Here is an 8,272-nt window from a genome sequence, read left to right on the forward strand (position 1 = left end):
TATGAAGATTCTGAAAGTCGAATTCGAAAATATCAACAGTCTCGCCGGCAAGTGGTGCATCGACTTTACCGACCCCTCCTACAGCGAACTGGACCACAGCCTTTTCGTCATCAGCGGAAAGACGGGCATGGGCAAGACGAGCATTCTCGATGCCATCACGATTGCCCTCTACGGCGCCACCCCGCGCCAGGGAACGATCTACAGCGGCAATGACGGTAATGCCGTCATGACATCGGACAAGGGCACCTGTTTCGCCCGCGTCACGTACCGCTGCCGCAAGGGCACCTACGTGTCGGAATGGAACCAGCGCCGCGCCCGCGACAAGGCCGATGGCAACCTGCAGCCCGCCCATGGAAAAGTCTGGTCTATCGAGAGTCCGGAAAACCCGGTTTTTGACGGCAATACCGGCAAGAACGGCGAACTGGGCAAGGCGAATGCCGAAGTCATCCAGCTGGACTACTCGCAGTTCTGCCGTTCCATCATGCTCGCGCAGGGCGAATTCAGCAAGTTCCTCACCAGCGACGAAAGAGAACGCGCCGACATCCTCGAAAAACTGAATGGTACCGAAAAGTACCGCCGCATCGGAAAGAAGGTGGGCGATCACAGGCGCGAGGCGAAGGCGACAAAGGACGCTTCGCAGGCGGCATTCGATTCGCTGAACAACACCATGCCCAAGGCCGAGGACATCGCGAAGGACAAAGCCCTGCTTGCAGAAGTCGCGGACAAGGAAAAGGCACTCACGGACAAGAAGAAGGATTTCGAAGCCCGAATCACCTGGCGCAACTCGATGAACGAATGCATCCGCAGCCTGGAAAGCGCGGAAACCGAACTTGCAAGCGCGAACAAGGACAAGAGCGAATTCGCCGGCAACGAGAAGCGGCTTGCAGATGCCGAGAAGGCCCGCGAATGCGCGACGCTCCATACGGAACTGCAGGGATTCCGCAAGCACGAGGCAGACGAAAAGGCGAAACTCGAAAATTTCCAGAAGCAGCTCCCGCAGGTGGCAAGCGACCTGAAAACCGCAGGCGATAACAAGGCCATCGCCGAAAAGGAGAAGACGGCCGCCGAGCAGTTTATCGCCGAAAACGAAGCGCTCTGGAACGAAATCCGCAAGCTCGATCAGGACGTGAAAAATGCGACAAGCGTGAAGGCCAATGCCGAAAGCCGCAAGAAGACCGCAGCACAGACTCTTTCCGAGGCAGAAGCGGAACTGAAAAAGGCGCAGGACGCCATCAAGTCGCTCGAACCGCAGGTCGAATCCCTCGCACAGTCCCAAGAAGCGAACGCGAAGGATGCGGAACTCGCAGGAATCATCCCGCAGAGCGAAACGCTTGTCGCAAGCATCCGCGGGTTCGACAAGAAAATCGCCGACGAGGAGAAGGCGAAAAAGGTCGCCGCAGAAGACTTGAAAAAGGCAGAAGAAGGTCTCAATGACGCAAACGCGCTCAAGCAGGAACTTCTCGAACAGCAGAACGAACTGTTCCGGAACGATATCCTCGCGCTCGCCAACGTCATCCAGAATCACCTGGAAGAAGGCAAGGCATGCCCGGTATGCGGTTCTACGGAACATCCCGCCTGCGGACACTCGGAGGAAACGGAAGCCGACAAATCCCGCGTGCGCAACACCGCCGAGAAGATTCACGAACTGCACACGAAGATGCTGGACGTGGATGCAAAACTCGGGAAGTACGAAAATGCCCGGAGCCGCGCGTCGACCGCCGAAAATGCGGCAAGCGAAAACATCGAATCGCTGACCGGCCAGAAAAACGAGGCGAGCGAAAAGGTGGCGGAACTCTGGAAGCCCTGGGCTGAATTTGACCTTGCGAAAGCGGACAGCATTCTTGCCGACCTGAAATTGCGCCAGCAGCAGTTCACCGCAAACAAGACCAAGTTTGATAAACTTTCGAATGATCTTGCCATTACCCGCAACAACGTAGAAATGTACGGCAGGAAGGTCCAGAACGAAAAGGACAATCTCGAAAAGGAATCCGCAACCTTTGAAGATGCCTCCCGCAAACTGGACGAGCTCCGCAAATCCCGCAGCGAGAAGTTCGGCGACAAGGACGTGGAAGCTGTCGCGAAGGAAGCGGCTACCCGCAAGAATGCGGCCGTCAGCAAGTATGACGCTGCCGACAAGGCGTTCCGCAATATCGAAAACAGGCTCAACGAACTCAATACGCAAATCGCGGCGCTCAAGGGTTCACTCGAAAAGACCGCGGGCGAGATCAAGACTGCAACCGAAAAGTTCATGAATGCAATCGCCGCGAAGGGTTTCGCCGACGAAGCCGCCTTCCAGGCCGCATTGCTGCAAGAAGCCGAATTCACGAAGTTGCAGAACGAAAAGAAGCGCATCGACGCTGCCATCGCTACCGCAACCGGCAAGAAGCAGGCGGCAACCGAGGCCCTCGAAAAACTGAAGGCGGAACGCTCCGACGAGACGCCCCTGCAGGCCCTTACCGAAGGGAAGGCTGCCGTCGAAAAGGAACTCGGCGAACTGCAAGGCTCATCGGGTGCGGCACGCGCCCGCGTGAAAGCCTATACAGAAAACGTCGCCCAGTTGCAGATTCTGCAGAAGGATCTCGACGCGAAGAAGGCGGAACTTTCCCGCTGGGAGGCGATGGGAGAATGGTTCGGCGTAATGGACGGCAGCGACTTCGCCACTTTCGTGCAGGGGCTAACCTTCAAGTCGCTCCTGAAGCTCGCCAACAAGCACCTGGCGATTGTCAAGGACCGCTTCAGGCTTGTCGCCGAAGGAAACCTCGGCTTCAAGGTGGTCGATTCGGAATTCGACAGTGCCCGCCGTATCTCGAACCTCTCCGGTGGCGAAAAGTTCCTGGTGAGTCTCTCGCTTGCCCTCGGGATTGCCGACTTCGCGAGCCGCAACGTGCGCGTGGAATCACTCTTCATGGACGAAGGCTTCGGCACGCTGGACGACGTCACCCTGGAAGACGTGATGAGCTGCCTCCGCTGCCAGCAACGCGAAGGAAAGATGCTCGGAATCATCACCCACGTGGAATCGGTGGTGAACAGCATCAACCAGAAAATCATGCTGGATCGCAGTACCAGCCAGAAGGGCCACAGCACGATAACCGGCCCCGGCGTCACGCGGGTGGCGTAACGGAGCCTGCGCTGGCGCCTATATCCTGTGCCTTTGCCGGAACACGACCAGGTGCTCCTTGGCCCTTGTCGCTCCGACCAGGATCAGGTGTGCGTTGCTGTGGGGGTATCCCGGGCCGTTCTTGGAGGGTTCCAGGTCCGTCAGGATAACCACGCGCTTGTCGAGTCCCTTGTAGCGGTAGGCCGATACGATGTTGATGACGGCCCCGTTCAGGGAATCGCTGATGTCGCTCCATCGGAAAGTGTCGTTGTTCAGGGAGGCAAGTCCTGAATTCTTGCGGCTGCGTAGCGAGACGACGAGGATGTCCTCGGAGGTTACTCCCTTCTTGTGGAGCCGCTCGATTTCCTTGAGCAGCAGTTCCTCTTGTTCCTTGGGCTCGGTGTATGTCCGCACATCCACGGGCCGCCCTTCCGGGGTGTTCTCGTAGCACGGGATCCTGATGTCGGTTGTGTCGTGGACCCATTCCAGGATTCGCTTGGTGCAGCGGAAACCGCGCTTGAGTACCATCACGGGCATTGCGCCGATGGTCCTGTTTCCCAGCACGTCCCGGTCCTTGTAGATGGTCTGGTTCGGGTCGTAGAAAAAGCGGACGGTTCCCTTTTGCGGATCCTTCAGGAGTTGCAGGACCGAATCGAGCCACCTATTCTCGAAATCCTGCCCCTCGTCGATGACGAGCGCGTCAAAGAACAGGTTCTTCTTTTTGTCCCGGAGAGTCTTTAGCGCACCGGGCAGGCTTGCGACGACGGCGTCGTAATATTCCGATTTGGCGGCATCGTCTTCCGGTTCGCGGCGGGGGACTCCCGCTACCTTTGCGATGCGTGCGTACTTGGCGGCCAGCTTGTGGAAACTTGTCGCCACGGCCTGGCTCTCGTCGAGTCCCAGGTTCTTGAAGTTCTGCCGCATCTGTTCTGCCAGCAGGTCGTTGTAGCAGAGCACGGCGACGCGCTTTCCTTCGCGTGCGAGGCGGCGGGTTTCCCATTGCACCAGCAGGGACTTGCCCGATCCGGCGACCCCTTCGATCTGCATGCGCGGATTGCGGGTGATGGATTCCATCAGCATTTCCTGGAAGGCGGTGGGTGCCACGCGGGCCCTGGATTCCATTTCCCAGAGTTCGGGCCAGCTGGGTTCGTCGAAGCAGCCCAAAAAACTGATAAGTCTGTCATAGTCTTCGTCGCTCAGCTCGTCGTTCGGGAAGGGCTTTCCGCCATATGACAGTTCCCCTGTCTCGAGAATCTTCCTGACCTTGCGTTCGAGGGTGTTGTAGCTCTTGAGGTCGGACTTTAAAATGGCGTGCCGGGGCTGCAGCGCGTTGTTGCCGATCCTTCCCGTGCTGTCCATGTCGGGGAAGCATACCGCCCACTGCACGCGGATCCTGTTGTACTGGTGGCCGGCCTTGGGGAACATCTCGCTGAAGTAGTCGTGGAGCGGATGGGTGCTTGCCTTGATTTGTTCGATGGGGGAGCGCTCCATGATGCGGTTCCCCTGTTTCCAGATGACCCCCTTTTCGGTGCCTTGGGCTTCCTCCGTGGATATGTGCCCGTCCTTGCATTCGATCAGGAGCATCCCGTATTTCCGGTGGTACAGGATGCAGTCCACCTCGTGGTCTATGCTCGTGCCGCTCTTCTTGACGGCGAAGTTCAGTTGGACGTTCATCCAGACATCCCAGGCGTCATTCAGGCAGACGGCGGTGTCGAAGAGGGTTTGTTCCGAACGGGACGTGGAATTCGAGGAAATTCTTTTGCGGATAGTGGACATGGGGGCTCTTTTTACGGCTTTTTCGTTCAAATATACATTAGACACCACTCCTTCGATTTTCTATATTTGCACCCGCTCGGGCAATTTCGCCCGGGTAAAACCAATCACCGGTTTGCGAGAGTCGCTTCGGTGGCGCGGTCCTGGGCCTGAGGTTCACCCCAAGTCAGGGCATCGCTTCGCGGCTTATTTGCATGCCGGGTAGTAACAACCGAAAAGGAATACATTATGGCAAATCTGCCTTCCGTTGAAGATCTGCTTGCAGCAGGCTCCCACTTTGGTCACCAGACTCAGCGCTGGAACCCGAAAATGAAACCCTACATCTTGGCCGAGAAGAACGGTATCTACGTTCTCAACCTGTCCAAGACTCGCGACCTCCTCGAAGAAGCCGCCAAGGCCGCCGCCAAGATTTCTGAATCTGGCAAGACCGTGCTCTTCGTCGGCACCAAGCCCACTGCCCGTCAGTGCGTGCTCGACGCCGCTGCCGCCTGCAACCAGTTCTCCGTTACCAACCGCTGGCTCGGCGGTATGCTCACCAACTTCCAGACGGTCCGCAAGTCCATCAAGAAGATCGACAAGATCGACGCCATGGAACAGGATGGTACGTTCCAGGCCCTCTCCAAGAAGGAAGTGCTCGACAAGAACCGCGAACGCGAAAAGCTCCTTTCCGTGTTCGGTGGCATCCGTGAAATGGTGAACCTTCCGGGTCTCCTGGTCGTGACCGACCTCGCCCACGAAAAGATTGCCGTGGCCGAAGCCCGTCGCCTCCACATTCCTATCATCGGCATCTGCGACACGAACGTCGATCCGACCCTCGTGGATTACCCCGTGCCGGCTAACGACGACGCCGTGAAGTCCATCAAGCTCATTGTGGACTACATCGCCGCCAACGTCAAGGCCCGCGTCGCCAACGACAAGAAGGCCGACAAGGAAGAACCCAAGAAGTTCGACAACGGCGAGGACAAGTAATATGCAGATTACCGCTTCCCTCGTTAACGAACTCCGCCAGAAGACTGGCGTGGGCATGATGCAGTGCAAGAAGGCCCTCACCGAAACTGACGGTGACATGGACAAGGCCGTCGAGCTCCTCCGCAAGCAGGGTGCCGCCGTTGCTGCAAAGCGCGCCGACAAGGCTGCCAAGGAAGGCCGCATCTACCTCGTGGAAACTGCCGACAAGGCTGCTGCGTTCGAACTCTCTTGCGAAACCGAACCGGTTTCCAACAACGATGACTTCGTCGCTCTCGCAAACCTCGCCGTCAAGGCCGTGGAAACGCAGGCCATCTCCTCCGTCGAAGACCTCAAGAACGCTGTCGTCGACGGCGTGAAGATTGCCGACCGCCTCGCCGACGTTCTCGTGAAGATCCAGGAAAACATCGACTTCCGCAAGTTCGGCGAACTCAAGAAGGTCCCGAATTCCGTGTTCGGTGTCTACAGCCACATGAAGGGCAAGATCGGTGTGATTACCGAGCTCGCTTTCGAAGGCTCTGCCGACGAAGCCGCCCTCAAGGCTGCCGCCAAGGACATCGCTATGCAGGCTGCCGCATTTGCTCCGGTTGCCCTGAACGATGCTTCCGTTCCGGCCGAAACGATCGAGAAGGAAAAGGAAATTGCCAAGGCCCAGATCGAAGCTTCCGGCAAGCAGACCAAGCCTGAGTTCATGCAGCGCCAGATCGATGGCCGCGTGGCTAAGGTCCTCAAGGAAATCGTTCTCGAAGATCAGGAATTCTTCATGTCCGAAAAGAACCCGAAGAAGCTCAGCGTCAAGGACTACCTCCAGGAAGTCGTTGCCAAGCAGCTCGGTCTTTCCAGCCTGAAGGTCGTGAACTTCATCCGCTTCGAACGCGGTAACTAAGAGCTTGTCATTGCGAACCCCGTAGGGGTGAAGCAATCTCTGGCTACAGTTTAAAGTGGTCGTCCCGTCCGGGGCGGCCACTTTTTATGAGAAGGGGGGAGGTGTCCCCCTCGCTCCAGCCCCGGCCCCGCCCTTATAGTCACTCCCTTCGGGAATATTGTTCCAAGCCCACCCCGGTCAGGTATTCCGCTACCCCCACTGCTGGGTGCTCAGTCGCCGCACTCGCAACGCCCGGGCTTATCAAGGATGTTGATGAGGCCAACAAGCAAGGGGTTTATCCGTATTTATTGACGAGTGATGAACGTATCCTATCCATTCGTGTGCTTGCAGACAACGTTTCGAACTGTCGCAAATGGAAGCCGACCATATCACGCCATGGTGCGGAGGCGGCCTGGCCGTCGACATGAACTGCCAAATGTTATGTAGGGATTGCAACAGAAGGAAAAGTAACAAGTAGGGGCTAGATTAGAAGAATGAGCTAAATCTAAAGGATTGGGTAAAGGTAAAAACGGACTTTGGCTAGGATGGAACACTTGCAGGACGCAAGTGCCGTTGGCGTGCATCCTGTTTTGGCAAGTTCGCCTAGATTGAAGAAATCGTCCTCTGCTGTACTTGATTTTGTATAAAATATAGAGTATATTTACATGTGATTGTCGTCGCATATTCCCGAACTGTTCCTGGTCTTGGACTGGTGGTAAAGGAGGTCTCCTTTATGATGGTTGAAATTAGAAGGCTACGCGTTGTTGCTTTGGCTGTGCTTGCATGTGTATGCATGTGGGGGTGTTGGAATGAATCTGTTGGAGATGCTTCACGTGGCAAATTGATTGGGTTTATTTCAGATTCACTTGCGGTTTATGTAACAGATGAAATCGAGGAAACGTGTATTCATAAACCACTTGGAGAAGAATGTTCGGATAAAGATATGGGGTTGTTCCTATCAGTTGAAAATTTTTATACAAACAATGTCGTTTGGAAAAGTTGGCGTACGGATAAAATGGATTTTTTTGATGTATATGATTTGGTTGATGATTCAACGGTCATTGTTTTCAGGAAATCTGATGGCTCTTTTTTTAAATGGACGATTGGTGAAAATTTTGAAAAACTTGGTGCTTTTTCTTGGTCTGGATGTAATACGCAAGAGAAAATAAAATCGATTCGAATTTGGGGAGATGGGAAATGGCGCTTGGTGGGGAGTACTGAAAATTGCGGTTATGCAATTGTGGATGTAAAAAGAAAGGAAATAATGGGATATGAAAAACTTGATGATTTTGCTGAAGGCTGTTCTGATTTGTGGGTGCACGAAGGGGTTGAGTATTGTGTAGGTGCTGTTAAGAAGGATACAGTAATGTCTTATTATGAGCGATTCCTTGCAGGAGCGTTTGTAAAAAATAGTGATGGAATGGGCGATACATTATGGAATAATCAAATTGAAGGGGCTAGTTTGAATTCTTACCATGCGGTTGAATATAAGAATTCATTTGTTTGCTATTTAGGTCATTATTACAAAGTTGATTACGAAGCCGTAAAAATGGTATTTGATCATTAATTGG

Annotated in this window: 6 protein-coding genes; 5 read left to right on the forward strand and 1 reads right to left on the reverse strand. The window is 54.9% G+C overall.

Annotation, left to right across the window (positions count from 1 at the left end; translation table 11 throughout):
• Position 1: 1 nt before the first annotated feature.
• Complete coding sequence (locus B4B27_RS06500; protein ID WP_290724866.1) at positions 2-3,118, forward strand: SbcC/MukB-like Walker B domain-containing protein; 3,117 nt, start codon at positions 2-4, stop codon at positions 3,116-3,118.
• An 18-nt stretch (positions 3,119-3,136) separates the two neighbouring features.
• Here the strand turns inward: B4B27_RS06500 and B4B27_RS06505 are convergent, their stop codons facing one another.
• Positions 3,137-4,873 carry a nuclease-related domain-containing DEAD/DEAH box helicase gene (locus B4B27_RS06505; RefSeq protein ID WP_290724869.1) on the reverse strand — a complete coding sequence of 579 codons (1,737 nt, stop codon included), beginning with the start codon at positions 4,871-4,873 and terminating at the stop codon, positions 3,137-3,139.
• Positions 4,874-5,098: 225 nt separating this feature from the next.
• Between B4B27_RS06505 and rpsB the strand changes: the two genes are divergently transcribed.
• The 4 genes from rpsB (at position 5,099) to B4B27_RS06520 (ending at position 8,268) form a co-directional block, all read left to right on the forward strand.
• Positions 5,099-5,839 (forward strand): 30S ribosomal protein S2, encoded by a 741-nt coding sequence (rpsB, locus tag B4B27_RS06510; protein ID WP_088636615.1) that lies wholly within the window; start codon positions 5,099-5,101, stop codon positions 5,837-5,839.
• A 1-nt stretch (position 5,840) separates the two neighbouring features.
• Positions 5,841-6,722, forward strand: coding sequence for a translation elongation factor Ts (gene tsf, locus B4B27_RS06515; protein WP_072807889.1), 882 nt, complete (start codon positions 5,841-5,843; stop codon positions 6,720-6,722).
• A 352-nt stretch (positions 6,723-7,074) separates the two neighbouring features.
• A complete protein-coding gene (locus tag B4B27_RS14640; protein ID WP_349678234.1) occupies positions 7,075-7,179 on the forward strand; it encodes an HNH endonuclease signature motif containing protein in 105 nt (34 codons plus the stop codon).
• Positions 7,180-7,434: 255 nt separating this feature from the next.
• Positions 7,435-8,268, forward strand: coding sequence for a hypothetical protein (locus tag B4B27_RS06520; protein WP_290724874.1), 834 nt, complete (start codon positions 7,435-7,437; stop codon positions 8,266-8,268).
• The last annotated feature ends 4 nt before the right edge of the window (positions 8,269-8,272 follow it).

The sequence above is a fragment of the Fibrobacter sp. UBA2449 genome (assembly GCF_002342555.1).
Classification (GTDB): domain Bacteria; phylum Fibrobacterota; class Fibrobacteria; order Fibrobacterales; family Fibrobacteraceae; genus Fibrobacter.

Excerpts from the sequence above, each read along its gene's own strand:
- B4B27_RS06520 (WP_290724874.1), top strand. The coding sequence starts at position 7,435 with ATGATGGTTGAAATTAGAAGGCTACGCGTTGTTGCTTTGGCTGTGCTT.
- tsf (WP_072807889.1), top strand. The coding sequence starts at position 5,841 with ATGCAGATTACCGCTTCCCTCGTTAACGAACTCCGCCAGAAGACTGGC.
- rpsB (WP_088636615.1), top strand. The coding sequence starts at position 5,099 with ATGGCAAATCTGCCTTCCGTTGAAGATCTGCTTGCAGCAGGCTCCCAC.
- B4B27_RS14640 (WP_349678234.1), top strand. The coding sequence starts at position 7,075 with ATGGAAGCCGACCATATCACGCCATGGTGCGGAGGCGGCCTGGCCGTC.
- B4B27_RS06505 (WP_290724869.1), bottom strand. The coding sequence starts at position 4,873 with ATGTCCACTATCCGCAAAAGAATTTCCTCGAATTCCACGTCCCGTTCG.
- B4B27_RS06500 (WP_290724866.1), top strand. The coding sequence starts at position 2 with ATGAAGATTCTGAAAGTCGAATTCGAAAATATCAACAGTCTCGCCGGC.